Source organism: Roseovarius confluentis, from assembly GCF_002917925.1.
Lineage (GTDB): Bacteria > Pseudomonadota > Alphaproteobacteria > Rhodobacterales > Rhodobacteraceae > Roseovarius > Roseovarius confluentis.
In genome coordinates, this window is the sequence record NZ_PPFE01000002.1 from 582,394 (window position 1) to 606,273 (window position 23,880).

The window sequence follows — 23,880 nt, forward strand, 5'->3', positions numbered from 1 at the left end:
CACGCAACCGTTTGGTTATCTCATTCCCGAGGACCTGTATATACAGGTGGGCGCCGGGTAACCGGACCAGGGCCCGGACAGAGCCAGCTCCCTCGGAATTGCTTAAGGCCACCGGAATGCAACCGTTCACGAGAAGGGCAGCACCCGTCACCAGACTGAGGTAAGGCGTCGGGGGCGGTGCGGCAAGGGGCTATTCCGAAGCATCCGAAATAAATCCGTAGTCGCGCAGCTGCTTGGGCAGGAGCACGTAGATCTCGTCGGGCGGGGTGGCGAGCGCGTGGGTCATGACCATCGGATCAATTCCCATCTCGTCGAGATAGAGCATGACCTCGCCCTGGCCGGCCTGGATATCCTCGACGGCGAAGGAGGCGGGCAGGATTGTGCTTTCGCCGAAATAGTGCTGGTGGACGCCGACCTGCGCCGCGTCGTCGATATCGCGGGTGGCCCCACCGACCAGCATGTAGGGGCAGGCGGAGAAGCAGTATTCGCCGGAGAGCATTTGTGTCGTGAGGCCGGTTTCGCGGAAATGGCGCCCGAGGGCCAGCGCCTCGGTCACGGTGCCGCCGGGGGATTGCAGGATCAGGGCTTCGGGCGTGGGTGTGCTTTCCTCCAGCCGCTTCATGATGCGGTCCGCGTCGCCGGGCGCGATGCCGCCTTCGAGGCGGTAGGTGGTGCCGTCTTCCTGTGTGAGCACAAGCCGTTCGGGCAACTCGCCCGGGTCGCGCGCGGGGCGCGTGGCGGGGCGGTCACGGTCGGGGCGGAAGAGGCGGCGCTGGTCACCGGGGCGCACGGGTTCGGTCAGCCGGGGGGCGTCGGGAGCCATGCCCGGCAGCCGGAAACCCGACGCGCTGACATCGCCCAGCACCAGCATGGCGCCGATGCCGATCTGAAAGATCAGCGCGCCGGTGAGGATGCGGGCCACGGGCGGGCCGTGTTTGGATTTGGGCTTTTCGGTCGGGCCGTTCCCGGTGTCGTCGTCGCTCATGGCGTGGTTCCGGTGATGCGCTTGACCTTGTTGCGGTCCTCGCGCGTGTCATCCTCGCCGGGTTTGCGCGGGGCGGGCGTGTCCTCGATTTCATGCGCCACGGCGATGGCAGCGCGCAGTTCGGCCACGGTCATGGAGTCCTCGATATCGGTGCCGTCGCGCATCGAACGGATCATGCCGTGGGTGATCGACAGGATCAGCACCAGGACGGCGGGCAGAAGGTCGATGGCGATGGCCCCGGCCCAGGAAGGCACGAAGTTGCGGGCATAGAGGATGACCGCGTCGGCCGACGATATGGGCGTGTATGTGACCTCTGCCGCGGGTTCGAGTGCGGCCACCTCCTGGGCGGCGTTTTCCAGGGTGGCGGCGCGCTGGCCGAGGACTTCGAGAACGGAGGTGATGGTGGCAGCCTGGTCGCCGCGCCCGGCCTCGGTGCGGCTGTCGAGCTCTGGCAGAACGACGGAGGCCGAGAGATCCTGTGCGGCGCGCTCCACCAGTGGCGCGACGGTAAGCTGGCGCATCTGGGTGATGAGGCCCTGCAGGCGCACGGCGGCCTCGGAAAACTCGACCGAGCGGGCCTCGACGGGCCCGGGCTCGACCGTCAGAGCGCGCATGCGGCTGAGAATGGTATTGCCCTCGGCGAAGGCGGTATCGACGAGCGGTGTCTGTTCGGCGATCTGTTCCTCGAGCGCGGCCAGTTCGGCGGATTTCTGGCGCAGCACGCGAAAGACGGCGCCACGGCCGGCGAGACCCGAGAGGTTGCCGGTGGCTTCCTGTTCGCTGAGATCCTCGAAGGATTGGCGGACGCGGGCGACGTCGCGGCCCAGGGCCTGTCCGGTGAGGGCAATCTCGTGGGCGCGTTCCAGGCTTTGCTGGTAGTCCTGCACGGTCTCTGCCAGGTGCTGTTCGACGGCAGCCGAGCCCGCCAGCGCGGCGGCGTTGAGCCAGCTGGACATGGCGATGATGGCGACCGAACCGAGGCCCATTGCGCCCAAGAGCCCAACGCGGGCGCGGGCGGAGGTGACAGCAGGGAAGAGGCGCAGAAGGTAGGACCAGAAGACGAAGATGCCGACCGAAACGGCGACGGAATAGGCCAGCGCCGCGAAGGTGGACATGGCGCCGGTGTCGTCCAGCAGGGAGGAGACGCCGAGATAGGTGTAGATGCCCGAAGCCACGGCCAAAACGCCGAGGGCGGTGCCCGAGAAGGTCTCCAGCCAGTCGATATGACCTTCGAGATCGCGGGCATAGCGGGCGCCGCGGGTGCGGGAGGAGTCTGTTTTCGGATCGGGCATGGCGCACCTTTTTGCAGCGAAAGAGGGGCGCGAACGTGCCAGACCCCGGGGACATCACTATGAAATGGTTAATCAATCACACAAGACAAGCCTGCGTGATAAGCAATTCCCGTGCAGGGGGTTGTCAATGTTCACGTATTGTTCATAAATTGGCGTCATGCAGGACCATGTCAGCGAGATAATTGCGATGCAGCCCGGCCAGCTTTTGGCGCGGGGCGTGTGTCGGCATCTGCTGGGCTACGATTTCGCAACGGTGGAGGAATTTTCGCCCGAGCGGGGCAAGCGCGTGGACGTGATGGCGCTTGGACCCAAGGGCGAGATCTGGGTGGTGGAGTGCAAGTCGAGCCGTGCGGATTTCACGTCGGATCTCAAGTGGGATGGCTATCTTGAATGGTGCGACCGGTATTTCTGGGCGGTGGACGAGGCGTTTCCGACCGATCTGTTGCCCGAGGGCACGGGACTGATCATCGCGGATGCTTATGACGCGCAGATCATCCGGATGGCGCCGGAGCACAAGCTGGCCGGCGCGCGGCGCACGGCGCTGACGCGACGCTTCGCGCGGCAGGCGGCGCTGCGGTTGCAGGGCGCGCGCGACCCGGGGCTTTGAAGGGGCCGTTTTCTTGCAAAGAAAACGGAATAGAAAATGGGTATTTTCTATTCCAAAATTTTCGCAAATTTTGGGTGCGCGCGGCTAGCGTTTCGCTTCGGCGGCCTTGGCGGCGGCGAGGATTTCCTCGGCGATTTCGCGGGCCTCGTCGGGCTCGAAATCCATCGGGATTTCGGTGGGGCCTGTCATGATGAACAGGCGGACCATGCCCTGGTCGGTGGGGCCGATTTGAAGATTCGCCTCGATGTCGCGTTCGTCGTTGATGCCCATGGCGGCCTCCTATAGCGATTCCGGGTCAGTCTGAAAAATGCATCGCTATTTTGCGTTCGCAGAGACAGCGAAATGCGATTCAGTGTTTCCCGGAAACGCTTGAATATTCGCGATGGCCTAGCGCCTTGGCCGCGCGAAGGCAAGCGGGTTGGAATGGGCGAGATCGTGTCGAAGAGGCTTGCAATCGCGGGCCGGGAAAGTTAAATCCGTGCCGCGTGCCGCCTTAGCTCAGTTGGTTAGAGCGCCTGATTGTGGATCAGGAGGTCCCCCGTTCGAGCCGGGGAGGTGGTACCATCTCCCTTTTTCGGACTGGTAATACCCGCGCGGCTAGTCCGTCGTGACCTCGATGGTCTGGCGCAACTCGCCCGTGGTCTCGTCGAAAATCAGGATCGTGTCGGCTTCGGTCACAACGGCGTACCAGCCATTGGCGCGGGTGAAGGCGGTGGGCGTCGTGCCGTCGGGCAGAGTGATCACCTTGGGCAGGGCCGGGTCGGAGGCACCGGAGAACTTGGTGACAAAGAGCGCGACGATCACTAGAAACCCGAGAATCATCACGCCCGTCAGGACGGTCACGAGGGTGCGCAGGTAGCGCACCATTTTGGGGTCCAGCGACGGCGGCTGAGGAGTGTCGTTCATGGGCGCAGCCCCCTTGCAAACCAGTGTCACCGTGCGGATCGGGGCCGATCCGCCGCCGCGCCTTGATAAGGCGTTGGCGCGCGATGTGCCAGAGGCAGCGTCGCTGTCGCGTACGCGGCTGGCAAGGCTGATCGCCGAGGGCGCGGTGCGGGTGGGCGGTGCGGTTGTGGCGGACCCCAAGGCGAAGGTGGCCGAGGGAGATATCGTCGAGATCAGCGTGCCCGTCGCGGTTGAGGTGGACGTCGTGGCGCAGGAGATCGCGCTGGACGTGGTGTTCGAGGATGACGATTTGATCGTGATCAACAAACCTGCGGGGATGGTGGTGCATCCGGCGCCGGGCAGCCCGGACGGAACGCTGGTGAACGCGCTGTTGCACCATTTCGGCGGCACGCTGTCGGGCGTGGGGGGCGAGAAACGGCCCGGCATCGTGCACCGGATCGACAAGGACACGAGCGGCCTGCTGGTGGTGGCGAAGTCCGATCGGGCGCATCACGGTCTGGCCGCGCAATTCGAGGCGCATAGCGTGGAACGCAAGTACCTGGCGGTGGTCCACGGGGTGCCGGATGCCGCCGATCCGCGGCTGCGCGGCGTGCGCGGGGCCAGTTTCGAGTCGGGCAACATCCTGAAACTGACGACGCAGCTGGCGCGGCACAAGACCGACCGGCAACGGCAGGCGGTGTTGTTCGAGGGTGGGCGGCACGCGGTGACGCGGGCGCGCGTTGTCACCCCGTTCGGCGCTCCGCCGCAGGTGGCGCTGATCGAGTGCTGGCTGGAGACGGGGCGTACGCACCAGATCCGGGTGCATATGGCGCATGCGGGGCATGGTCTGATCGGCGACCCGGTATATGGCGGCCGGCGCAAGCTGAACGCGCGGGCGCTGTCGCCGGGCGCGCTGGAAGCCGCGCAGGTGTTCCCGCGACAGGCGTTGCATGCGGCGCTGCTGGGGTTCGAGCATCCGGGTACGGGGGAGATGCTGCGCTTTGAAGCGGCGCTGCCGGGGGACATGGCCAACCTGCTCCAGGAACTGGGCGCGCCGGCCTGACGTTAATATGACAGCACAGCACGTGTGCGTGAGCAAACGTCACATCACTGGAAAACCGGGCCGGTTTGATTCATACATAATTAAACCATTCGGTTCACCTGTCTTGAATCCGGGCTGATGGCTGCCCATATGGATGTTAAGACGATAAACATTGGAGGGTCACAGGGTTGAGCAATTATGCAAATCTTCCTGCGCCATCGCCCGAAGCCGGGCTGAACCGGTATTTGCAGGAAATCCGGAAATTTCCGCTTTTGGAGCCGGAAGAGGAATACATGCTGGCCAAGCGCTGGGTCGAGGAACAGGACACCGATGCCGCGCACCAGATGGTCACCAGCCACCTGCGCCTGGCGGCGAAGATCGCCATGGGCTATCGTGGCTACGGCCTGCCGCAAGCCGAGGTGATCTCGGAGGCGAATGTGGGCCTGATGCAGGCGGTCAAGCGCTTTGACCCCGAGAAAGGCTTTCGCCTGGCCACATATGCGATGTGGTGGATCCGGGCCAGCATCCAGGAGTACATCCTGCGCAGCTGGTCGATGGTCAAGCTGGGCACGACAAGCGGGCAGAAGAAGCTGTTCTTCAACCTGCGCAAGGCCAAGGCCCGGATCGGTGCGCTGGAGGACGGAGACCTGCATCCCGACAAGGTGAAGCAGATCGCGACCGACCTGGGTGTGACCGAGGACGAGGTGATCAGCATGAACCGCCGGATGTCCGGGGGCGACGCGTCGCTGAACGCCACCGTCGGTACCGAGGGCGAAGGCACGATGCAGTGGCAGGACTGGCTGGAGGACGAGGATGCCGACCAGGCCGGTGACTACGAGAAGCGCGACGAACTGGAGGCGCGGCGCGAACTGCTGGCAGAGGCGATGGACGTGCTGAACGACCGCGAGAAGGATATCCTGACGCAACGGCGGCTGAACGAGAAGGCCGTGACGCTGGAGGATCTGAGCGGGCAGTACGATGTCAGCCGCGAGCGGATCCGCCAGATCGAGGTGCGGGCGTTCGAGAAACTGCAGAAGCGCATGCGCAGCCTTGCCGCCGAGAAAGGGATGATGGCCACGGCCTGATTTTGCGACACATCGGTACGGTCACGAAAATTGGCCCCTTCCGCATGGCGGAGGGGGCCTTATTGTTTCCGGTGAGTCGGAAACGAAAGGGGACGTCCGTTGCGTACGCTGTCGATACTTTGTGTGACCGTGCTGGCCGCCTGTGCGCCGCGCCCTGCCGCGGAATACGCACCGACGGTGCCCGAGGCGCATCTCCAGACGCTCTATGTGGCCACGCAAAAGGCGCTGGACCATACCGGGTGGACCTTTGGCGCGAAACGCACGGGCCAGATGCGCTATTTCCGGGCCGATATCTCGATCCCGCCGACGCATCGGCCGGGCCATGTGGAATGGCCCGAGGGACCGCCGGATGCTGCGACGGATTTCGTGGTGGCGGCGACGGATGTCTACCCGTCCGGCGCGGCCTTTGTCGGGGATGTGAAGGCAGCGCGCCCGGGGCGGGAAACCCAGGTTTTCGTGCATGGCTACAACGTGACGCTTTCCGATGGTCTGTACCGGCTGGCGCAGATGCGCGAGGATTTCGAGGTGGCCGAGCCGTCGGTGCTGTTCGCCTGGGCCTCGGCCGGGGACCCGCGGGGGTATGTCTATGACCGTGACAGCGTGCTTTATGCCCGGGACGACCTGGAAGACCTGCTGGCCCGGCTGACCAGCGGGCCGGGGGACCGGGTGACATTGCTGGCGCATTCCATGGGCGCGCACCTGGTGATGGAGGTGATGCGGCAGGCGGCGCTGAAGGGGGACCGGCGTCTGCTGGACCGGATCAGCGGCGTGGTGCTGATGTCGCCGGATATCGACCCGGATATCTTTCGCAGGCAGGCAGAGGCGATCGGGGAGTTGCCACAGCCGTTCCTGATTTTCGTGACGCAGCAGGACCGGGCGCTGAGCCTTGCCAGCCTGATAACCGGGCGCAAGAAGCGGCTGGGCGTGATCGACGGGCCGGAGGCGGTGGCGGGCCTGCCGGTCAAGGTGATCGACTTTACCGCGCTGGCGGATGGCGAGGGGCTGGACCACGCGGTGGCGATCACCTCGCCTTCGGCGATTTCGGTGCTGAACGGGATGCTGGAGCAGGCATCCTTGGGCCGGGCCTCATTCGAGGACTACATGGTGCTGACCGCGCAACCGTGACACGGAGCCTGCGGCATCCTATATTTGCCGTTCAGGAGGATTTTAACCATGGCCGGTGGATGGGCGCGCGACGGCGCGGTGAGTGAACAGATCGAAGCCTCGATCGAGGATGAGTTGGCGCGGATGAAGGCCGCGAAACGCCCCGTGGGCGAGAGCCTGACGCATTGTGCCGAATGCGAGGAAGAGATCCCGCAGGCGCGGCGCGAGGCGTTGCCGGGCGTGAAGCTGTGCATCGATTGTAGCCAGGAGCGCGACGGCGCGCAGCAGGCGCGGGGCGGGATCAATCGGCGCGGCTCGAAAGACAGTCAGCTCAAGTAGTCGGGTGTTGCTGGGGGCTCTGCCCCCCACGGCGAAACCGCGTTTCACCGCTCCCCCCGGGATATTTTTGGCCAGAAGAAGAGGTGCGCTCAGCGCCTTGGTGCGCGGCCGGTGAGGCGGCGCCAGAGAGGGGTCACGTCGAGCGCGGCCACGGCGACGCCGAGGGGGATCATCCAGAAGCCCAGCACCGGCAGGAAGCCGAAGATCCCGCCGATGATGAGCAGGATGCCCAGCACCAGCCGCAGCCCCGGGGGCACGCGCGACCGGATGCGCACGAGGGCGCGTTTCAGGCGGTTGCGCAGGCTGTGGGGGCCGCGGGGACGGGGCAGGGTCTAGTCCTCCATCGCCTCCAGCTGGTCGATGAAGCCGGAGATCATCGACAGGCCCTTGTCCCAGAAGGCGGGGTCCGAGGCGTCGAGGCCGAAGGGGGCCAGAAGCTCCTTGTGGTGCATCGAGCCGCCCGCCTTGAGCATGTCGAAATACTTGTCCTGGAAGCCGTCGGGGTTTTCCTCGTAGACCGCGTAGAGCGCATTCACCAGACCGTCGCCGAAGGCGTAGGCATAGACGTAGAAGGGCGAGTGGACGAAGTGGGGGATATAGGCCCAGAAGGTTTCGTAGCCCTCCATGAAGTCGAAGGCGGGGCCGAGAGATTCGCCCTGCACGGACATCCAGAGGGCGCCGATGTCCTCGGACGTCAGCTCGCCGCCGCGGCGGGCATCGTGCAGTTTGCATTCGAAATCGTAGAAGGCGATCTGGCGGACAACCGTGTTGATCATGTCCTCGACCTTGCCGGCGAGCAGGACCTTGCGTTCGGCGTTGTCCTTGGCCGCATCCAGCAGTTTGCGGAAGGTCAGCATCTCGCCGAAGACCGAGGCGGTTTCGGCAAGGGTGAGGGGGGTGGAGGAGAGAAGTTCGCCCTGTTCGGCGGCCAGTACCTGGTGCACGCCGTGACCGAGTTCATGCGCGAGGGTCATGACGTCGCGCGGTTTGCCGAGGTAGTTCAGCATGACGTAGGGGTGCACGTCCGTAACGGTGGGGTGGGCAAAGGCGCCGGGGGCCTTGCCGGGCTTGACGGCGGCGTCGATCCAGCCCTTGTCGAAGAAGGGCTCGGCCAGGTCGCCCATGCGCGGGTCGAAATCGGAATAGGCGTCCATCACCATGCCGCGGGCGGTCGGCCAGTCGATCTTGCGCGGCGCTTCCATCGGCAGGGGGGCGTTGCGGTCCCAGACCTGCATCCGGTCGAGGCCGAGCCATTTGCGTTTCAATTCGTAGTAGCGGTGGCTGAGCTTGGGGTAGGCGTCGACCACGGCGTTGCGCAGGGCCTCGACCACCTCGGCCTCGACATCGTTGCTGAGGTGACGCGAGGTCTGGGCGGTGGGCATGCCGCGCCAGCGGTCGATGACCTCTTTCTCCTTGGCGGTGGTGTTGTGGACACGGGCGAAGGTGCGGATGTTGGCCTGGAAGGTGCGGGCAAGCTCGCGCGCAGCGGATTCGCGTTTTTCGCGGTCCTGTTCGGTGAGCAAGTTGAGGGTGGACTCAATGCCCAGTTCCTCGCCATCGACGTCGAACGTGAGGCCCGCGATGGTTTCATCGAAGAGCCGTTCCCAGGCGTCACCCACGACGCCGAGGTCGTGCAGGAATTTCTCCAGCTCGTCGGAAAGCTGGTAGGGTTTCATCGCCTGGATGCGGCGGATGACGGGGGCGTAGCGGGCGAGATCGGCGTTCTCGGCATACATCGCTTTGAGCATGTCGGCGTCGAGCCGGTTTAGCTCGAGCGTGAAGAACACCAGCGGCGTGGTGTAATTGGTGATCTTCTCCTGGCAGTCGGAGAGGAACTTGGCCCGCTCGCCATCGGTGGTCTGCTGGTAATAGCGCAGGCCGGAGAAGGACATGATGCGACCGGCGATGGAAGAGATCTTTTCGTTGCGTTGGATGCATTCGAGGAGGCCTGCAGCGTCGAGATCGGCCAGCTTGCCTTCGTAATCGGCAGCGAAGTCGGCGCAGGCCTGTTCCAGCCAGTCGAGATCACGCTTGAGTTCGGGCGCGTCCTGCCCGGTGTAGAGGTCGTCGAGGTTCCACTCCGGCAGGTCGCCCAGGTTGTCGGAGCCGGAGGCGGCGTTGACGTCGAAGGCGGGTTTGGGAAGCTGGAACATGCGGATCTCCTGAAATGCGTGGCTGGCCAAGACATAGGGGTCGGGGCGGGCAGGCTCAAGCGGCGGATTGGACGCGGGGTCGATTGGCGAGAGTCGCGGCGCGCCTCAGATGGTGTCGGATCCCACAAGGGCACGGTGCAGGAGCAGGGCATTGGGCAAGAGCGGCGCGGTTACGCGGTGGTTCAGCCAGTAGCGGCGGGTGGTGGTCAGGGTGTCGTCGCCAACGGCGACCAACTGGCCGCTGCTGACGAGGGTGTCGAGCATCGGCACGCTGGCCAGGGCGATGCCATCCCCGGCCAGGGCGCGGCCGATGCTGTGGCCGTAGCTGCGGCAGGTTTGGACCGGGCGCGCGAAGAGGGGAGAGCCGGGCTTGCGGTCGTGCCATATGCGCCAGTTGATCCAGTCGGGCGCGAGGCGGGGATAGTCCAGCAGCGGCAGGTCGGGCCGGTCGGAAAACGTGGACGCGATGGCGGGCGCGGCGGCTGGAATGATCGTCTCGTCAAAAATCGGCGTGCCCGTCCAGCCAGTGGGCGGGGCCTCGCCGTAATGGATGGCGAGGTCGAGCGTGTCCGCGGTAAGGGTCGAGGGATCGTCGGCGGTCAGCACATTGACATTGCAGGCATCCGAGCTGGTGGCGAAGGCCTGGAGCCGGGGATAGAGCCAGAACATCGAGACCGCGCCGTTGGCCGCGATCCGGAGTGTGCCGGTGTCGGTGACGCGCGCCGTATCGAGGGACGCCGTCAGGTAGTCGAGCGCGAGGCGCACGGGCTCTTCCAGTCGGTGGGCGGTGTCAGTGGGCACCGCGTGGCGCGCGCCGCGGTCGAAGAGCGGCGTGCCGAGCCAGTCCTCGAGCTGGCGGATGCGTTTGCTGACGGCTGCCTGGGAGACCATGAGCTCGGGGGCGGCGGCGGAGAAGCCGCCCCGTTTCATCACGGTGTTGAAGAAGATGAGACTTTCCAGAGGGGGAAGGTCTCGACGGTTCCGATTCATTCCTTGAGGTTATCCAAGAGCGCGAGAATTTCCAGCGTTTTCGAAGTGCATTGGGTCGGGTATGGAATGCATGACTTCAAGCCGAGGAGGGTGACATGGCGGAACTGGACTGGCACGCGGAGCGGGCTGACCTTGCGGATCTCGCCCTGCTGGACCGGGTGCCGGAGGACGAGGGGATCGACCTTGCGGCGGTGCGCGGCTACCGGTTGGGCCGGGTCAGGGCGGAGATGCGGAAGCGGGATATCGCGGCGGTTTTGTTGTCCGATCCGGTGAACATCCGCTACGCCACTGGGGCGCGGAACATGCAGGTGTTCAGCCAGAGAAACGCGCCGTCGCGGTACCTTTTGTTGACTGAAAACCGCTCGATCCTGTTCGAGTTCACCGGCTGTGCGCATTTGGCCGACGGGCTGGAGACGATCGACGAGGTGCGCGCGGCGCGTACAGCGAGTTTCGTGGCGGCCGGGCCGGATATTGCCAGGCGGGAACGGGCCTGGGCCGTCGAGATGGCGGATCTTGTGACCTCGCTGGTGGGCAAGGGGGCGACGCTGGGAATCGAGCGGTTGAATGCCGGCAGCGCGATTGCCCTGCGCGATGCAGGGCTGCGGATCGTGGATGCGCAGGAACCGGTCGAGATGGCGCGCGTGATCAAGTCGGCGGAAGAGATGAAATGCGTCAATGCCTCGCTGCGGGCGACCGAGATCGGCGTGGGTAAGCTGCGCGAGGCGATCCGGCCGGGGATGACCGAGGCGGAGCTGTGGTCGGTGCTGCACCAGTCGGTGATCGCGCAGAACGGGGACTACGTGGAGACCCGCCTGCTGAATGCCGGGGAGCGGACCAATCCATGGTTTCAGGAGACGACGGATAACGTGATCGGCACCAATGAGTTGATCGCGCTGGATACCGACGTGGTGGGGTGCCACGGGTATTACTCCGATTTCTCGCGCACCTTCCATTCCGGGCCGGGCTGGCCGAGCGCCACCCAGCGGGAGCTTTACAAGGTGGCCCATGAGCAGGTGCATCATAACATGGGCATCCTGCGGCCCGGCATGACGTTCCGCGACTATGCCGATGCAGCCTGGGATATTCCGGAGCAGTATTACGCCAACCGCTATTACCTGTCGGCGCATGGCTGCGGGATGACGGGAGAATATCCGTATCTCTATCACCACGGGGATTTCCCGGATGCGGGGTATGACGGGGTGATCGAACCGGGCATGACGCTGTGCGTCGAGAGTTATATTGGCGCGGAAGGCGGTACGGAGGGCGTGAAGCTGGAGCAGCAGGTTCTGATCACGCAAACCGGGGTGGAGCTGTTGTCGCGCTTTCCATTCGAGGACGATCTGTTGCGGTGAGGGGGTCGAGATTCTTCGTACGAAGAATCTTGGCGGAGAAAATTCGTACGAATTTTCTTTATCCGTAGTGGGCCAGCATGTCGTGAAGGTCTTCGAGTGAGTTGGCCTCCTGCACCGGCTTGTCGTGGCGCCAGCGTTTCATGCGGGGGAAGCGAAGCGACACCCCGGACTTGTGGCGGGTCGATTCCATGATCCCCTCGAACGCGATCTCGAAGACATGCTCGGGTTTGACCTGCCGCACCGGGCCGAAGCGTTGCAGGGTGTTTTTGCGGACCCATGCGGTGATCTTGCGGAACTCGGTGTCGGTGAGCCCGGAATAGGCCTTGGTGAACGGCACAAGGTCGTTGCCGTCGCGCACGGCGAAGGTGAAATCGGTGAACAGGTTGGCGCGCCGGCCGTGGCCCTGTTGAGCGTAGATCATCACGGCGTCGATGGTCAGGGGATCAAGTTTCCATTTCCACCAATCGCCTTTCTTACGACCGGAGTGGTAGGGCGAACCCTTGCGCTTGAGCATGAGGCCTTCGGCGCGCGCGTCCCTGGCTTTCGCGCGGATCTCGCGCAGATTGTCCCACGATTGGAAGGAGATGAGCGGGGACTGGCGGATGGGCGCTTCGGGTGCAAGGTCGTGCAACATGGCCTCAAGCCGGGCGCGACGCTCGGCGAAGGGTGTGTCGCGCAGGTCGGTTCCGTTTTCCTCCAGCAGGTCGTAGGCGTAGAGGATGACCGGGGCGTCCTTCAGCAGTTTCTTCGGCACGGCCTTGCGGCCGATGCGTTTTTGCAGGGCGTTGAAGGACATCGGGCCATCGGCCTGCCAGGCCAGGATTTCACCGTCGAGCACGGTCCCGGGAGGCAGGTAGTCGCGGGCGCGGGCAAGTTCGGGGAAACGGTCGGTCATCAGTTCTTCGCCGCGGGACCATGTGAAGTGCTCGCCCCCACGCAGAATTAGCTGACCGCGGATGCCGTCCCATTTCCACTCGGCCAGCCAGTCGGCGGGATCGCCCAGCGACTCGGGTTCCTCGTCATCAAGCCCGTAGGCGAGACAGAAGGGATAGGGGCGCGATAGGTCCGCGGTGGCGTCATGCGCCTCGATCAATGCGTTCCAGGACGTGCTGTCGGGGGTCCAGTCGCCCATGAGGCGGTGGGCCAGTTCCGCCTCGTCCCGGTCGGTGGCCTGCGCCAGGGCGCGGGTCATCAGCTTGCGCGAGATTCCGATGCGGAAACCGCCGGTCAGAAGCTTGTTGAAGACGAGACGTTCATGAGGCTGCATCTGGTCCCAGGCGTCGAGGATGGCGGTCTTGCGGGCGTCCTCGGTTTCATGGTCGAGGGCGCGGAGGCGGCCGATCCACGTGGACAGGCTGTCGTCATGGTCGCGCGCCGGGGGCGGCAGGACGAGGGCGATGGTTTCCGACAGGTCGCCGACGATGGGATAGCTTTCCTCGAAGAGCCAGAGCGGGATGCCGGCGCGTTCGGCGGCCCATTCGCGCAGTTTCGTGGTGGTGATGGCGCGGCGGGGGCGGCGGCCGGAAAACAGCGCGACGGTCCAGAGCTTGTCGTCATCTGGCGCGGTGCGGAAATAGTCGGCCAGCGCGGCGACCTTGGTGTTGGTCTTGGTGGTCTGGTCGAGGGTGGTGAAGAGGGCTGTGAAGTCTTTCATGCCGCGCCCTCTGCGTCGTCCGTGGCATCCAGGGACTCGCCGGTAAACTCTGTGGGGACAACCTGGGCATTCCAGCCATTCTCGCTCAGGTATCGCGCGAAGATATCGGTGTAACCATGTGTTGCATATATATTTTCCGCACCCGATGACTTGATCGCATCAAGCAGGCCGGGCCAGTCGGCATGGTCGGACATGACGAACCCGCGATCGACGGCACGGCGGCGGCGGACGCCGCGCAGGCGCATCCAGCCCGAGGTGAAGCCGGTGGAGGCCGGACGGAAGCGGCGGGCCCATGTGCTGCCAAGGGCCGAGGGCGGCGCGAGCACGAGGGCGCCGGGGTGATCCTTGGCCTTGAGGTCGGGCGTGACGTGCTGGGTGTCCGGCAGAGCGAGCCCCTGATCGCGTAGGACCGCGTTGGTGTTTTCCACCGCGCCGTGGGTGAGGATCGGGCCAATCGAGGGATCGAGCAGAGACAGGACACGTTGCGCCTTGCCCAGTGAATAGGCTCCAAGGAGCGAGAAAGTGCCGGCGGCGGCATTGGTGGCCCACCAGTCGTTGATTTCACGCGCGGCGTCCTCTTCCGGCGTCCAGGTGAAGACCGGCAGGCCGAAGGTGCATTCGGTGATGAAGCTGTGGCATCGCACCGGCTCGAACGGTTCGGACAGGCGGTCCGCTTCGGTCTTGTAGTCGCCGGAGACGACCCAGACCTCGCCATCCACCTCGACCCGGATCTGGGCGGAACCTGGAACGTGGCCTGCGGGGTGGAAGGACACATGCGCCCCGCCGATCTGGCGCGTTTCGCCGTAATCCACCGTGTCGAGGGTGATTTCGCCCAGGCGGTGCCGCATGACGGGCGCGGCGGCGGCGGTCGAAAGATAGCGGGCGTGGCCGGGCCGGGCGTGGTCGGCGTGGCCATGGGTGATGAGCGCCCGGTCGACGGGGCGCCACGGGTCGATGAAGAAATCTCCGGCGGGGCAGTAGATGCCCTGAGGTTTGAATTCCAGAACCATGTCGGGGAATTAGCGTGCCGGCGCGCGCAGGCCAGAGGATGAATGCTTGCCGTGACGAACAGGCCCGCTATCGTCGGGTGAAACGAGACAGGGGACGAAGAATGCGGTTCGTGAGATACGGGGCACCGGGGCGGGAACAGCCCGGAATGCTGGACGCCGAAGGGCGGGTGCGGGACCTGAGCGGCGTGATGGCCGAGATTTCCGGTGCCGCGCTGGGAGCGTTGCCGAAGCTGGACCCCGAAAAGCTGCCGCTGGTGGACGGGACGCCACGGCTGGGGCCGCCGGTTGCAGGAATCGGCAAGCTTATCGGGATCGGATTGAATTACAGCGATCATGCCGCGGAGATCGGGATCGAGCCGCCGGCCGAGCCGGTTGTCTTCATGAAAGCCACTTCCAGCATCGTGGGACCGGATGACGATGTGGTGCTGCCGCGCGGATCGACCCATGCGGATTGGGAAGTGGAACTTGGCGTGGTGATCGGGCGCGAGGCGAAATACGTGAGCGAGGCCGAGGCGCTGGATTACGTCGCGGGCTATACGATCGTCAACGATGTGTCCGAGCGGCATTTCCAGACCGAGCGCAGCGGGCAGTGGACCAAGGGCAAGAGTTGCGACACGTTCGGGCCGATCGGGCCGTGGCTGGTGACGCCGGACGCGGTGGGCAACGTGCAAAGCCTTGATATGTCCGCGGATGTGAGCGGGGAGCGGATGCAGACCGGCAACACTTCGACGATGATTTTCACGGTGGCGCAGATCATCGCGCATCTGAGCGAGGTCATGCGGCTGGAGCCCGGAGACGTCATCGCCACCGGCACGCCGCCGGGGGTGGGGATGGGGCGCAACCCCAAGCGTTACCTCAAGCCTGGCGACGTGATGGAGTTGGAGATCCGGGGGCTTGGGCGTCAGCGCCAGACGGTGCGTGCCGATCCCTGACGCTCGCGTAGAAGTCGATCAGCTTGCCGATAAGGGCGTCGCGGATCTGTGGCGCTTCCTGAAGTACCTCGTGACGGGCATCTTCGGCGATTTCCAGTTCGCCGCCGGGCCAGCGTGACATGCGGTCATGAACGCGGGAGACGTCGACGATATCCTCGTCCGACCCAAGCAGGCACAGGCAGGGCAGGTCGGGGGACGGGCGGCGCCACATCTGGCGCGTGCCCATCAGCGATTCGTAGAGCCAGCGCAGGGACGGGCCACCGATGGTCAGTTCCGGGTGCGCGGTAACCTGGGCGATCATGTGCTGGTAGCTTTCGACGTCGGTGGTCAGGCGGTTCTTCTCGAACGGTTCGACCAGCACGTAGCTTTGGGGCGAGGTCCCGGGGGCGTAGACATGGTCGAAGCCCACGCTGCGGCTGCTCCATCCCAGTGACCAGGCAACCGGGCGCAGCGCAGCCGAGATACGGATGCCCCACATCGGCGCGGAAAAGGACGCGCCCGCCACGGGCAGACCGTCCATCACCGATTTGAGCGCGATGCCGCCGCCCATGGAATGGCCCAGAACGAACCACGGTTTCGGCAAGTCGAGCTTTTGCGCGGCGTCAACCATGGCGGCGACGTCGTGCTGGTAGTCGTCGAAATGCAGGACGTGGCCCGACATCTTGTCTTCGATCAGACGGTCGGCCAAGCCCTGACCGCGCCAGTCGACGACCAGCGTGGTCAGGCCCGCGGCGGCGAATTGCCGGACGGTGCGGCCGTATTTCTCGATATACTCGGTACGACCGGGAAAGAGCAGGAGCGTGCCTGCGCTTTCGCCCGAATCGTCCTGCGGACGCCAGAGCCCGAGCCGGATGCGCACCCCGTCGGCAGTGTCGCACCAGAAGGCGCGGCCACCGTCGGGGCCATCGGCAATATCGGAGAAGAAGGGCGCGTCCGTCAGCATGGGGGTTACGACAGGACCGAGCCGAGTTTCATCGCGGTGCCCATGTCGCCGTCGACCGACAGCTTGCCGGACATGAAGGCGGCGGTCGGGTCGAGATCGCCTTCGAGGATGGACTGGAACGTGTCGGCGTCGGCGGTCATGGTGACGTCGGTTTCGTCATTGCCTTCGCGCACGCCGGATTCGTCGATCACGATGGAGCCCTCGTTCTCGATCACGAACTTGGCGCTGCCGTCGAAGCTGCCATTCATCTTGGCGGACAGGGCCTCGACCGCGGATTTCGTTACGTCGCTCATGTCAGTTCCTCCAGATTTGATCGACCGGGGGCTTTGATTCCCGGCCATGCGCGCTAAACTGGGTACGTTATGGGCGTTATGAACCGACTTTCCAAATATATCGTCGCGGCAGTTTTGCCGTTAGTCATGTTTTCCTTACCCGCGGCGGCGCAGGATTCGGCGCTCGACCCGCTTTTCGAGCAGTTGAAAGAGGCCGAGCCACAGGAGGCCAACCGAATATCCAAGGAAATCGAGCTGGCCTGGACGCGGTCGGGCTCTGCCACGGCGGACCTGCTGCTGAAACGGGGGCGCGATGCATTGGAGGCGGGCGATACCAAGGCGGCGATCGAGCATTTCACGGCGCTGACCGATCATGCGCCGGATTTCGCCGAAGGGTTCCACATGCGGGCGATGGCCTATGCTGATGCCGAGAAGTTCGGGCCCGCGCTGGCCGACATCGAACGGGCGCTGACGCTGAACCCGCGACATTACAACGCCATCGCAAGCCTTGGCGGGATCCTTTACCACGTCGAGAACTATGAGAAGGCCAAGCAGGCATTCGACCTTGTGCTGGCGTTGCATCCGCATCATCAAGACGTGGAACAGGTCTTGCCGTTGGTCGAACGCGAAATCGGCGGCCGGGACCTGTAAGCACGAGACGACAAGGGGCAAAGCCCATGGGCGAGCAGTCGAGGATCCTGGCGGTCCTGGGCCCGACGAATACCGGGAAGACCCATTTCGCGATTGAACGGATGCTGGGCTACCGCACCGGCGTGATCGGGTTGCCGCTGCGCCTGCTGGCGCGGGAGGTCTATGACAAGATCGTCGCGGTGCGCGGCCCGTCGGTGGTGGCGCTGGTCACCGGCGAGGAACGGATCGTGCCGCCGCGGACGCAATACTGGGTCTGTACGGTCGAGGCGATGCCCGAGGGGATGGGTGCGGATTTCGTCGCAGTGGACGAAATCCAGCTATGTGCCGACCCCGAACGGGGGCATGTCTTTACTGACCGTCTTTTGCGGATGCGGGGGCAGAAAGAGACGCAGTTTCTGGGCGCCCATACCATGCGCGGCGCGATTTCGGCGCTGGTGCCGGGGGTGGAATTCGTCGGACGCGAGCGAATGTCCCAACTGACCTACACAGGTTCGAAAAAGATAAGCAAGATGCCCGCACGCTCGGCTATCGTGGGATTTTCAGTTGAAAATGTATATGCTTTCGCCGAGCTCTTGCGCCGTCAGAAGGGCGGTGCGGCGGTCGTCATGGGCGCGCTGAGCCCCCGGACACGCAATGCGCAGGTGGATCTCTATCAGAATGGCGACGTGGATTACCTGGTCGCCACCGATGCCATCGGGATGGGGCTGAATCTGGATATCAACCACGTCGCGTTCTCGTCCCTGACGAAGTTCGACGGGCGGCGGATGCGCAATCTTGCTCCCAATGAACTGGGCCAGATCGCCGGGCGTGCGGGGCGGGGCATGACCAGTGGCACGTTCGGGGTGACGGGCGAGGCGCCGGAGCTGCCGGACGACATGGCACAGGCGATCATGGATCATCGCTTTACCCCCATTCGCAAGCTGGAATGGCGCAACGCGGCGCTGCAATTCGGGTCGGTCGACGCGTTGATCGCCTCGCTGGAGCAAAAGCCCGAGGATGACTGGCTGGCCCGCGCCCGTGAGGCGGATGACCTTGTCGTGCTGCGCACGCTGGCCGAAGATGCCGAGATTGCCGCGCGGGCCAGCGACGGGGCGTCGGTGCGGCTTTTGTGGGATGTGTGCCGGGTGCCGGATTTTCGTGGGATCAGCCACGCGGAACATGCGGGGCTGCTCGAGCGTATATTCAGTGACCTGCATGAACATGGCCGCGTCAGCGAGGAGTGGCTGGCCGGGCACGTGGCGCGGATCGACCGGACGGACGGGGATATCGACACGCTCTCCAAGCGTTTGGCATATATCCGCACATGGACCTATGTTGCCCAGCGAAAGGGCTGGGTCGGGGACGAAAACCATTGGCGCGGAACGACCCGCGCTGTAGAAGACCGCCTGTCGGACGCGTTGCATGACGCGCTGACGCAAAGATTTGTGGACCGGCGCACCAGCGTGCTGATGCGCCGGCTCAAGCAGAAGGACGCCATCGTGGCCGAAGTGAATGACAAAGGTGAAGTGACCGTCGAAGGCGAATTCGTCGGACGGTTGGAAGGGTTCCGGTTCCGCCAGGACAAGACGGCGGGCGGACAGGAGGCCAAGGCGGTCGCGCAGGCCAGCCTTCAGGCGCTGGCGCCGCATTTCCATCTGCGGGCGGACAAGTTCTACAACGCGCCCGACACCGAGATCGATTTCACTGAACAAGGCGGCCTGATGTGGGGCGAAAGCGCCGTGGGCAAGTTGGTGGCGGGTGCCGATCCGTTGAAACCACAGGTCGAGGCATTCGTGGACGACACCGCCGGGCCCGAGGTGATGCAGAAGGTGCAGCGCCGGTTGCAGCATTTCATCGACCGCAAGGTGGCGACGCTGTTCGAGCCGTTGCTGAACATTCAACGCGACGAGGAGCTGACAGGGCTGGCGCGCGGCTTCGGGTTCCAGTTGGTGGAGAATTTCGGGATCATCCCGCGCGGCGAGGTGGCCGACGAGGTCAAGGCGCTGGATCAGGATGCCCGTGGGCAACTGCGCAAGCACGGTGTGCGCTTTGGCCAGTTCACGATTTTCATGCCGCTTCTGCTGAAACCCGCGCCGACGCGCCTGCGGCTGGTGCTTTGGTCGTTGAAAATGGGGCTGCAGGAATTCCCCGAGGCGCCGCCGCCGGGGCTGGTTACGGTGCCCGCGGGCACCAGCGCGCCGGGCGGATATCATTCGATGTCGGGCTACCGCGCTGCCGGTGAACGGGCGATCCGTATCGACATGTTGGAGCGGTTGGCTGACATGCTGCGCTCCGAGGACAGTCGGGGAGGCTTTGAGGCCAACGCCGACATGCTGTCGATCACCGGCATGACGCTGGAGCAATTTGCCGACCTGATGCAGGGCCTTGGTTACAAGGCGGAGCAGGGCGAGCGTGAAAAGGTCAAGCCGGTGGATGCGGCGCTGGACGACGCGCCGGAGCCGTCCGAGGCCGGCGCCGCGGAGGAGGCGGACACGGCGGAGGATGCTGTCGAGCAAATTCCCGAGGACGGGCTGGCGCCGGTGACGGAAGTGCCGCCCGAAGCCCCGGAAGTCGAGGCGGATATTCCCGAGGTGTCCGAAACCGAAGTGCCGTTGGGCGAGGTGCCGGACGCTGCCAAGGACGAGACCGAGATGGAGGTCTTTTACACCTTCACATGGGCCGGGCGCGCGGCGAAACCCCGGGGCGAGGGCCGCGGCAAGTCGCAGGGCGGGAAGCCCCGTCCCAAAGGCGGTAAACCCAAGGGCAAGCCGCGCCGTGAGGAGGGGGCCAAGAGCTTTTCTTCCAAGCCCGCGAAGAAAGACAAGATCGACCCCGACAACCCGTTCGCAGCGGCCCTTATGGGGCTGAAGGACAAGTCCTGACATGAGCGACGCATGAGCGATCCGGGCCAGCCGAAGATCCGGCTGGACAAGTGGCTGTGGCATGCGCGGTTTTTCAAGACCCGCAGCCTGGCCACGAAATTGGTGACCGGCGGGCATGTGCGGGTCAACGCGCAAAGGGTGTCCAAGGCGTCTTCGTCGGTGCGGCCCGGGGATGTTCTGACCTTCCCGAAAGAGTACGACATCCGCGTGATCCGCATCCTTGCGGTGGGCGAACGCAGAGGCCCTGCGCCCGAGGCGCAGGCGCTGTATGACGACCTTGACCCGCCAAAGCCCCGGGACAGGTTGGCCGAGCCGCACACCCCGCGATACGAGGGCAAGGGGCGCCCGACGAAAAAGGACCGACGCAAGATAGATCGTGAAACGCGTTCGTGAGCCGCGATTGCGCGTCTGGCGCTTGAATGATCCGCCGGACTGGATTACGTGACCCTGAACAGATCAGGACCGGGGCGAAAGATGACCTATATCGTCAATGACAGTTGCATCGCGTGCAAATACACCGACTGCGTCGAGGTGTGCCCCGTGGATTGTTTCTACGAGGGTGAGAACATGCTGGTGATCCACCCCGACGAATGCATCGACTGTGGCGTGTGCGAGCCTGAATGCCCGGCAGACGCGATCCGTCCCGACACCGAGCCGGACATGGAGAAATGGGTGGAGTTCAACCGCAAATACTCTGAAATGTGGCCGGTGATCGTAACCAAGAAGGATCCGCTGCCGGAGGCGGACGAGCGCGACGGGGAAGAGGGCAAGCTGGAGAAGTACTTCTCGGAAGCGCCGGGCGAAGGCGGCTGAAGGCGCTTCGTTCAGATTAAACCGATTCGTTTGATCAAACGATCAGGGCCTCATGTTTTGCCTGAAGAGATCGCTGTAACACCCTGACGTTTAAGGTGTAATCAGCCTGATGCGTAGAGGCCGCTTTCTGTGGCCCGTTTTTTGTGATACACTATCGTTACAAATGTAGACACCGCCCATATATTATCCATCTGCCCGCGCTGACGCATGGGAGGTGGATTTCTTTGTGCTTGACGCCAGACCCTGATGGCCCGCCGCCCCGGGAGATGCTCCGCCAAGTTTGAACTGGGAAGCTTGCGAGGAAAACCTGAATGAGCAAATCGAAGAAGTCCGAGTTTCGCCCTGACGATTACGTTGTGTACCCTGCGCACGGCGTTGGCCAGATCATGTCGATCGAGAAGCAGGATATCGCCGGGATCGAACTGGAACTGTTCGTGATCTCGTTCGAAAAGGACAAGATGACGCTGCGGGTTCCGACCCACAAGGCGACCGAAATCGGCATGCGCAGCCTGTCGAGCCCCGACGTGGTGTCGAAGGCGATGACCACGCTGAAAGGCAAGGCCAAGGTGAAAAAGGCGATGTGGTCGCGCCGGGCGCAGGAATACGAACAGAAGATCAATTCGGGCGACCTGATCGCGATTGCCGAGGTGGTGCGCGACCTGCATCGCACGGACGACCAGCGCGAGCAGAGCTATTCCGAGCGCCAGTTGTACGAGGCGGCGCTGGAGCGTCTGACCCGCGAAGTGGCCGCCGTCAGCGGTGGCGACGAGGTGCAGGCGGCCAAGGAAGTCGACGAGGTCTTGATCTCGCGCGCGGCCTGATACGGATCGGAAATTGAAGGGAAAGGCCGTGCCGAAGGGTGCGGCCTTTTCTTTTCTGCGCTGATCGGAGAGATCCCGGATCAAGTCCGGGATCGCATTTGATGACCATGTATGCGCAGGTAAAACGCCAGCCTATGCTTCCTTGCGGTCGTTGGAAATGTCGTCTGCGGCCTTCTCCTCGAGCTGTGACAGAAGCATGGTCTGCAATTCCGCCTCCAACTCCTTGGCGCGCTTGATATAGGCACCGTTCTGGATGGTTGGAATGTTGGGGTCCCACAAGGCGGCGAGGTCGCGGACAGAGTCGCGGTCGTGGTGGTAGAAGGTCTTTTGCAACTCTGCTGCCTCGAACTCCGTGAGCCCCATGTTTTCCAGCACATAGCGCCCAGCCCGGAGGGAGCTGTCGAAAAGTTCCCGCACGATGTCGTCTGCGCCGGCCTTGTAAAGGCGGAAGACGTGGGTGCGGTCGCGGGCGCGGGCCACGATATGCAGGTCGGGCCGCTCGCGCCGGGCAAAGGCCACGAGGCGGGTGGTGGCGTCCGCGTCGTCGAGCGCGGCCACGAGCACCTTGGCATCGGCAAGACCAGCCGCGTGCAGCAGGTCGGGCCGGCCGGGATCGCCCAGAAAGCCCTTGATGCCGAAGCGGCGCATCCGCTGGATCGCGGCAAGGTCGTGATCGAGAACGACCGTCTCGAACCCCGAGGAGCGGACCATGCGGTTGACCACCTGCCCGAAGCGACCGATGCCGGCGATGATCACGGGGCCTTTTGCGTCGATCTCGTCGGGTTCCTGGGCCTCGGACGGATCGATCATGCGGGGGGCCAGATAATCGTAGAGAATGAAGAGCAGCGGCGTGATTAGCATGGAAATGGCGATGACCAGCAGCAGCGTCTCGCGCAGTTCGGGCGGGATCACGTTGTTCTGACCCGAGAAATTGATCAGCACGAAGCCAAACTCGCCTGCCTGGGCAAGGCCCAGCGTGAAGAGCCAGAGGTTGCGCCCCTTAAGGCCGAAGATCCGGCCCAGCCCGTAGAGGATGCTGCCCTTGATCAGGATGATGGCAAAGGCCAGCCCCATGATCGTGAAGAACGAGGCGAAGAGGATCGAGAAGTTGATGCCCGCGCCCACGGTGATGAAGAAGAGGCCCAGAAGCAGGCCCTTGAAAGGCTCGATATCGCTTTCCAGCTCGTGCCGGAACTCGGACGAGGCAAGGACGACGCCCGCGAGGAAAGCGCCGAGAGCGGGTGAGAGACCCACGAGGTTCATCACGAAAGCGATGCCCACGACGATCAACAGCGCCAGCGCGGTATACATTTCGCGCAGACGGGCGTGATGGATGAAACGAAACACCGGGCGGGTGGCGTAGACGCCGAAGATGATGATGCCGGCCACCGCGCCCAGTGTCAGAAGGGTCACGCCCCAGGCGGGCAGGCTGTCAATCATGGACTGCGCAACCTGGACCGGCGCGCCTCCGTGGTCGCCCTCGGCGGTGTGGCCCTCGTCAGCCAGCCGTTGCAGGGTTTCGCCCAAGATCATGTCCGGCGTCTTGGGCAGGGCCAGAAGCGGCAGGAAAGCCAGCATCGGGATGACGGCGATGTCCTGTGTCAGCAGAACAGAGAAGGTCGATCGCCCGCCGCCGGTTTGCATAAGGCCCTTTTCCGACAGGGTTTGCAGAACGATGGCGGTCGAGGACAGCGCGAAGACCATGCCGATGGCCAGCGCCACGGACCACACCACGCCGAGCGCCATGCAGCCAAGCATCACCGCTGCAGTGGTCAGCGTGATCTGGAGGCCCCCCAGTCCGATCAGCTTGTGCCGCATGTCCCAGAGCGCTTTGGGTTCCAGCTCCAGCCCGATGATGAAGAGCATCATGACCACGCCGAACTCGGCGAAATGCTGCAATTCCTCGGCGTCGTGGCCGCCCAGGAGGCCGGGAATGTGGCCGATGGCGATACCGGCGGCGAGATAGCCAAGAACCGAGCCCAGCCCCAGCCGGGCGGCGAGCGGCACCGCGATCACGGCGGCGGCGAGGAAAACGGTGGCCTGAAAGAAAAACCCTTCCATGGGACTCCTGCGAAGTTTTCGGGAGTGG

At 64.3% G+C, this 23,880-nt stretch carries 24 protein-coding genes and 1 tRNA gene; 13 read left to right on the forward strand and 12 right to left on the reverse strand.

Annotated elements, in window-relative coordinates:
* Positions 1–190: 190 nt before the first annotated feature.
* Entirely contained in the window at positions 191–985 is a 795-nt protein-coding gene (locus C2I35_RS07605; protein WP_103762399.1) for a COG3904 family protein, read from the reverse strand.
* Positions 982–2,277 carry a hypothetical protein gene (locus C2I35_RS07610; RefSeq protein ID WP_103762400.1) on the reverse strand — a complete coding sequence of 432 codons (1,296 nt, stop codon included), beginning with the start codon at positions 2,275–2,277 and terminating at the stop codon, positions 982–984. Before C2I35_RS07610 ends, C2I35_RS07605 begins: the two co-directional genes overlap by 4 nt.
* A 157-nt stretch (positions 2,278–2,434) precedes the next feature.
* Here C2I35_RS07610 and C2I35_RS07615 point away from each other — a divergent pair, with 157 nt between their 5' ends.
* On the forward strand, positions 2,435–2,884 hold the full coding sequence (locus C2I35_RS07615; protein WP_245890430.1) for an MmcB family DNA repair protein: 450 nt from the start codon (positions 2,435–2,437) through the stop codon (positions 2,882–2,884).
* Between the two features lie 84 nt (positions 2,885–2,968).
* Here the strand turns inward: C2I35_RS07615 and C2I35_RS07620 are convergent, their stop codons facing one another.
* Positions 2,969–3,154 (reverse strand): DUF6324 family protein, encoded by a 186-nt coding sequence (locus tag C2I35_RS07620; protein WP_103762401.1) that lies wholly within the window; start codon positions 3,152–3,154, stop codon positions 2,969–2,971.
* 217 nt (positions 3,155–3,371) lie between these two features.
* Here C2I35_RS07620 and C2I35_RS07625 point away from each other — a divergent pair.
* Positions 3,372–3,448, forward strand: a tRNA-His gene (locus tag C2I35_RS07625).
* Between the two features lie 33 nt (positions 3,449–3,481).
* Here the strand turns inward: C2I35_RS07625 and C2I35_RS07630 are convergent.
* A complete protein-coding gene (locus C2I35_RS07630; RefSeq protein WP_103762402.1) occupies positions 3,482–3,790 on the reverse strand; it encodes a DUF6476 family protein in 309 nt (102 codons plus the stop codon).
* Here C2I35_RS07630 and C2I35_RS07635 point away from each other — a divergent pair.
* The 4 genes from C2I35_RS07635 to C2I35_RS07650 all read left to right on the forward strand — a co-directional run bounded on the left by C2I35_RS07635 (position 3,789) and on the right by C2I35_RS07650 (position 7,339).
* The gene (locus C2I35_RS07635; protein WP_103762403.1) at positions 3,789–4,832 is read left to right on the forward strand and encodes an RluA family pseudouridine synthase; all 1,044 of its coding nucleotides are present in this window, start codon (positions 3,789–3,791) and stop codon (positions 4,830–4,832) included. The two genes, C2I35_RS07630 and C2I35_RS07635, sit on opposite strands and share 2 nt — an antisense overlap.
* Before the next feature lie 167 nt (positions 4,833–4,999).
* On the forward strand, positions 5,000–5,896 hold the full coding sequence (gene rpoH / locus C2I35_RS07640; RefSeq protein ID WP_103762404.1) for an RNA polymerase sigma factor RpoH: 897 nt from the start codon (positions 5,000–5,002) through the stop codon (positions 5,894–5,896).
* A gap of 99 nt (positions 5,897–5,995) precedes the next feature.
* Positions 5,996–7,021: an alpha/beta hydrolase gene (locus tag C2I35_RS07645; RefSeq protein WP_245890431.1), complete on the forward strand. Its 1,026-nt coding sequence runs from the start codon at positions 5,996–5,998 to the stop codon at positions 7,019–7,021.
* A gap of 48 nt (positions 7,022–7,069) precedes the next feature.
* Positions 7,070–7,339 (forward strand): DksA/TraR family C4-type zinc finger protein, encoded by a 270-nt coding sequence (locus C2I35_RS07650; protein ID WP_103762405.1) that lies wholly within the window; start codon positions 7,070–7,072, stop codon positions 7,337–7,339.
* 89 nt (positions 7,340–7,428) lie between these two features.
* Here the strand turns inward: C2I35_RS07650 and C2I35_RS22425 are convergent, their stop codons facing one another.
* From C2I35_RS22425 to C2I35_RS07665, 3 genes are all read right to left on the reverse strand, one after another.
* A complete protein-coding gene (locus C2I35_RS22425) occupies positions 7,429–7,575 on the reverse strand; it encodes a hypothetical protein (protein WP_245890432.1) in 147 nt (48 codons plus the stop codon).
* Positions 7,576–7,671: 96 nt separating this feature from the next.
* The gene (locus tag C2I35_RS07660; RefSeq protein ID WP_103762407.1) at positions 7,672–9,492 is read right to left on the reverse strand and encodes a M3 family oligoendopeptidase; all 1,821 of its coding nucleotides are present in this window, start codon (positions 9,490–9,492) and stop codon (positions 7,672–7,674) included.
* A 105-nt stretch (positions 9,493–9,597) separates the two neighbouring features.
* A complete protein-coding gene (locus C2I35_RS07665) occupies positions 9,598–10,482 on the reverse strand; it encodes a LysR substrate-binding domain-containing protein (protein WP_103762408.1) in 885 nt (294 codons plus the stop codon).
* A 95-nt stretch (positions 10,483–10,577) separates the two neighbouring features.
* Here C2I35_RS07665 and C2I35_RS07670 point away from each other — a divergent pair, with 95 nt between their 5' ends.
* Complete coding sequence (locus C2I35_RS07670; protein WP_103762409.1) at positions 10,578–11,834, forward strand: M24 family metallopeptidase; 1,257 nt, start codon at positions 10,578–10,580, stop codon at positions 11,832–11,834.
* A gap of 58 nt (positions 11,835–11,892) precedes the next feature.
* Here C2I35_RS07670 and C2I35_RS07675 read toward each other — a convergent pair whose 3' ends face one another.
* Together C2I35_RS07675 and C2I35_RS07680 are read right to left on the reverse strand one after the other, a co-directional pair.
* Complete coding sequence (locus C2I35_RS07675) at positions 11,893–13,488, reverse strand: ATP-dependent DNA ligase (RefSeq protein ID WP_103762410.1); 1,596 nt, start codon at positions 13,486–13,488, stop codon at positions 11,893–11,895.
* Positions 13,485–14,498: a ligase-associated DNA damage response exonuclease gene (locus C2I35_RS07680; protein WP_103762411.1), complete on the reverse strand. Its 1,014-nt coding sequence runs from the start codon at positions 14,496–14,498 to the stop codon at positions 13,485–13,487. The genes C2I35_RS07675 and C2I35_RS07680 overlap by 4 nt, the downstream gene beginning before the upstream one ends.
* A gap of 101 nt (positions 14,499–14,599) precedes the next feature.
* Between C2I35_RS07680 and C2I35_RS07685 the strand changes: the two genes are divergently transcribed.
* Positions 14,600–15,430, forward strand: coding sequence for a fumarylacetoacetate hydrolase family protein (locus tag C2I35_RS07685; RefSeq protein ID WP_103762412.1), 831 nt, complete (start codon positions 14,600–14,602; stop codon positions 15,428–15,430).
* On the opposite strand, the gene C2I35_RS07690 is transcribed toward C2I35_RS07685, so the two are convergent.
* Together C2I35_RS07690 and C2I35_RS07695 are read right to left on the reverse strand one after the other, a co-directional pair.
* A complete protein-coding gene (locus tag C2I35_RS07690; RefSeq protein ID WP_342749718.1) occupies positions 15,354–16,373 on the reverse strand; it encodes an alpha/beta fold hydrolase in 1,020 nt (339 codons plus the stop codon). The two genes, C2I35_RS07685 and C2I35_RS07690, sit on opposite strands and share 77 nt — an antisense overlap.
* 5 nt (positions 16,374–16,378) lie before the next feature.
* Positions 16,379–16,666 carry an SCP2 sterol-binding domain-containing protein gene (locus tag C2I35_RS07695; RefSeq protein WP_057792812.1) on the reverse strand — a complete coding sequence of 96 codons (288 nt, stop codon included), beginning with the start codon at positions 16,664–16,666 and terminating at the stop codon, positions 16,379–16,381.
* A 126-nt stretch (positions 16,667–16,792) separates the two neighbouring features.
* Between C2I35_RS07695 and C2I35_RS07700 the strand changes: the two genes are divergently transcribed.
* The 5 genes from C2I35_RS07700 (at position 16,793) to C2I35_RS07720 (ending at position 21,791) form a co-directional block, all read left to right on the forward strand.
* Positions 16,793–17,296, forward strand: a complete 504-nt coding sequence (locus tag C2I35_RS07700) for a tetratricopeptide repeat protein (protein ID WP_245890433.1) — start codon at positions 16,793–16,795, stop codon at positions 17,294–17,296.
* A 26-nt stretch (positions 17,297–17,322) separates the two neighbouring features.
* A complete protein-coding gene (locus C2I35_RS07705) occupies positions 17,323–20,157 on the forward strand; it encodes a helicase-related protein (protein WP_103762413.1) in 2,835 nt (944 codons plus the stop codon).
* A gap of 12 nt (positions 20,158–20,169) precedes the next feature.
* Positions 20,170–20,550: an RNA-binding S4 domain-containing protein gene (locus tag C2I35_RS07710; RefSeq protein WP_103762414.1), complete on the forward strand. Its 381-nt coding sequence runs from the start codon at positions 20,170–20,172 to the stop codon at positions 20,548–20,550.
* Between the two features lie 81 nt (positions 20,551–20,631).
* Complete coding sequence (fdxA, locus tag C2I35_RS07715) at positions 20,632–20,970, forward strand: ferredoxin FdxA (RefSeq protein ID WP_103762415.1); 339 nt, start codon at positions 20,632–20,634, stop codon at positions 20,968–20,970.
* 311 nt (positions 20,971–21,281) lie between these two features.
* Complete coding sequence (locus C2I35_RS07720; protein WP_103762416.1) at positions 21,282–21,791, forward strand: CarD family transcriptional regulator; 510 nt, start codon at positions 21,282–21,284, stop codon at positions 21,789–21,791.
* 132 nt (positions 21,792–21,923) lie between these two features.
* Here C2I35_RS07720 and C2I35_RS07725 read toward each other — a convergent pair whose 3' ends face one another.
* Entirely contained in the window at positions 21,924–23,852 is a 1,929-nt protein-coding gene (locus C2I35_RS07725; RefSeq protein ID WP_103762417.1) for a cation:proton antiporter domain-containing protein, read from the reverse strand.
* Positions 23,853–23,880 lie beyond the last annotated feature (28 nt).

What these genes read in the sequence shown, in the direction of transcription:
- C2I35_RS07635 (WP_103762403.1), top strand. Translation starts at nt 3,789, where the DNA reads ATGGGCGCAGCCCCCTTGCAAACCAGTGTCACCGTGCGGATCGGGGCC.
- C2I35_RS07605 (WP_103762399.1), bottom strand. Translation starts at nt 985, where the DNA reads ATGAGCGACGACGACACCGGGAACGGCCCGACCGAAAAGCCCAAATCC.
- C2I35_RS07665 (WP_103762408.1), bottom strand. Translation starts at nt 10,482, where the DNA reads ATGAATCGGAACCGTCGAGACCTTCCCCCTCTGGAAAGTCTCATCTTC.
- C2I35_RS07615 (WP_245890430.1), top strand. Translation starts at nt 2,435, where the DNA reads ATGCAGGACCATGTCAGCGAGATAATTGCGATGCAGCCCGGCCAGCTT.
- C2I35_RS07705 (WP_103762413.1), top strand. Translation starts at nt 17,323, where the DNA reads ATGGGCGAGCAGTCGAGGATCCTGGCGGTCCTGGGCCCGACGAATACC.
- C2I35_RS07675 (WP_103762410.1), bottom strand. Translation starts at nt 13,488, where the DNA reads ATGAAAGACTTCACAGCCCTCTTCACCACCCTCGACCAGACCACCAAG.
- C2I35_RS07695 (WP_057792812.1), bottom strand. Translation starts at nt 16,666, where the DNA reads ATGAGCGACGTAACGAAATCCGCGGTCGAGGCCCTGTCCGCCAAGATG.
- C2I35_RS07650 (WP_103762405.1), top strand. Translation starts at nt 7,070, where the DNA reads ATGGCCGGTGGATGGGCGCGCGACGGCGCGGTGAGTGAACAGATCGAA.
- C2I35_RS07725 (WP_103762417.1), bottom strand. Translation starts at nt 23,852, where the DNA reads ATGGAAGGGTTTTTCTTTCAGGCCACCGTTTTCCTCGCCGCCGCCGTG.
- C2I35_RS07690 (WP_342749718.1), bottom strand. Translation starts at nt 16,373, where the DNA reads ATGCTGACGGACGCGCCCTTCTTCTCCGATATTGCCGATGGCCCCGAC.
- C2I35_RS07660 (WP_103762407.1), bottom strand. Translation starts at nt 9,492, where the DNA reads ATGTTCCAGCTTCCCAAACCCGCCTTCGACGTCAACGCCGCCTCCGGC.
- C2I35_RS07620 (WP_103762401.1), bottom strand. Translation starts at nt 3,154, where the DNA reads ATGGGCATCAACGACGAACGCGACATCGAGGCGAATCTTCAAATCGGC.
- C2I35_RS07630 (WP_103762402.1), bottom strand. Translation starts at nt 3,790, where the DNA reads ATGAACGACACTCCTCAGCCGCCGTCGCTGGACCCCAAAATGGTGCGC.
- C2I35_RS07670 (WP_103762409.1), top strand. Translation starts at nt 10,578, where the DNA reads ATGGCGGAACTGGACTGGCACGCGGAGCGGGCTGACCTTGCGGATCTC.
- fdxA (WP_103762415.1), top strand. Translation starts at nt 20,632, where the DNA reads ATGACCTATATCGTCAATGACAGTTGCATCGCGTGCAAATACACCGAC.
- C2I35_RS07720 (WP_103762416.1), top strand. Translation starts at nt 21,282, where the DNA reads ATGAGCAAATCGAAGAAGTCCGAGTTTCGCCCTGACGATTACGTTGTG.
- C2I35_RS07710 (WP_103762414.1), top strand. Translation starts at nt 20,170, where the DNA reads ATGAGCGATCCGGGCCAGCCGAAGATCCGGCTGGACAAGTGGCTGTGG.
- C2I35_RS07610 (WP_103762400.1), bottom strand. Translation starts at nt 2,277, where the DNA reads ATGCCCGATCCGAAAACAGACTCCTCCCGCACCCGCGGCGCCCGCTAT.
- C2I35_RS07680 (WP_103762411.1), bottom strand. Translation starts at nt 14,498, where the DNA reads ATGGTTCTGGAATTCAAACCTCAGGGCATCTACTGCCCCGCCGGAGAT.
- C2I35_RS07685 (WP_103762412.1), top strand. Translation starts at nt 14,600, where the DNA reads ATGCGGTTCGTGAGATACGGGGCACCGGGGCGGGAACAGCCCGGAATG.
- C2I35_RS07700 (WP_245890433.1), top strand. Translation starts at nt 16,793, where the DNA reads ATGTTTTCCTTACCCGCGGCGGCGCAGGATTCGGCGCTCGACCCGCTT.